Raw genomic sequence first — 1473 nt, forward strand, 5'->3', positions numbered from 1 at the left:
CCCAGCGCGACCTGGAGCAGAAGGTCGAAAATGACAGCCGCCTGGAAGTGGGCAACGAGCGCCGGGAAACCATCAAGGGCAACAGCATCGCGGTGTTCGAAGCTGAAGAACAGCGCACCGTCACGGCTGACCGCAAAGTCCAGCTCAAGGCCAGCGACTACCTGGAAGTCGCCAGCAGCAGCCACGCGCGTATCGGCCAGACACTGGCGGTTGAGGCAGGACAACAAGTGCACTTCAAGGCCGGCATCAATCTGATCCTGGATGCGGGGGCCAGCATCACCTTGAAAGGCGGTGGCCAGCATATCGTGATTGGCCCTGGCGGTATTTTCAGCAGCACCGAGATTCAAATAGGAGGGGCCCCTGTCAGCGGGGCGGCGGCCGCGCCGTTACTGCCAAACCCACTCGGCCTGCTGGCCGTGCCGTCCTTACTGGAGCAAAAACAAAACCCGTCGAATCAAGCCTCTCTGGAAATCGAGCCGCCACTGCCGCCAAAGCCGGTGTGCAAGGACTGCTTGTTAGCCGCACAGGCCAAGGCCGAAGGGTTAGTGCCGCGTTAACACTTTTTAGCAAACACCATCAAACAAGGAAGGGTCATGTTACCGACCGCGAAGGATTGGCTGCACCGCCTGATGAACGAGGCCCGTAGCGCACAGCTTGAACACCTGGATGTACTGATCAATTGCGCGGCGCTGCCGGCTCCACTGCTACCGGCATTGCTTGAACTAGCACCTGCGCCTCCGTGCGCGTGGTTATTTGAGCAAACGCCTGAGCAAGAACTGGCGCATCAGGGCCCTGTACTGTTGCGCATTGCATTAGCCAGCCAAGAGCAGTGTAGCGGGATTGCGGAGCTGCTTAACGCGGTCCACCCCGACTTTTGTGTACTGACACTCATCAGTCGCTGGCCCTTCGCGGACTTGACCGCGCATTTGCGCGGTGCCTCCCAGGCCACCTGGAGCAAGGGAACCTGCTGTGGTGTGCTGCGTTATTACGACACCCGCTTGTTCAGGTACTTTTGCGACCAGCTCCCCCCCCATCAGGAACGGTGTTTTCACGCTCCGGTCATCCAGTGGCACTGGATCGACCATGACAGCAAAGCGGCAACGCTTTCAGGGTTCGACAGCCGTCCAGATAGCCAGAATATGCTGAGTGGCCTGAGTTTGAATGATGAACAAGTTTTGCACTTGCAAGCCGTAAGCGCCGCGATTCGATGGTTCAAGAACTACGAAAAACCGCCAATTGAACATGGGTTCACTTCACGCGAAGCCATGATTCGCTACCTGATCACAGTCCATCTGGATATCAGCCGACAGAAATTGGAAAAACGGCATCACGAAGATTTTATCGCTCGCGCGCTGAGCGAACACCTTCCACTAACCCTGACTCGTGGCGAGGCTACCTGATGATTCGTTTACTCCTCGTCATGTTAATTGGCAGCATCTCGCTGCAGGGCTGTGCGCAGCCCACGCCTGAAAG

General features: G+C 57.5%; 1 protein-coding gene and 1 pseudogene. Both read left to right on the forward strand.

The features are described from left to right. A pseudogene (locus AACY52_RS28375) lies at positions 1-557 on the forward strand (type VI secretion system tip protein VgrG); the annotation flags it as partial. A 72-nt stretch (positions 558-629) separates the two neighbouring features. Then, the gene (locus AACY52_RS28380) at positions 630-1400 is read left to right on the forward strand and encodes a DUF4123 domain-containing protein (RefSeq protein WP_339561079.1); all 771 of its coding nucleotides are present in this window, start codon (positions 630-632) and stop codon (positions 1398-1400) included. Positions 1401-1473: the final 73 nt, after the last annotated feature.

It is taken from the genome of Pseudomonas sp. EA_65y_Pfl1_P113, from assembly GCF_963970525.1.
In the GTDB taxonomy this organism is placed as follows: Bacteria; Pseudomonadota; Gammaproteobacteria; order Pseudomonadales; family Pseudomonadaceae; genus Aquipseudomonas; species Aquipseudomonas tritici.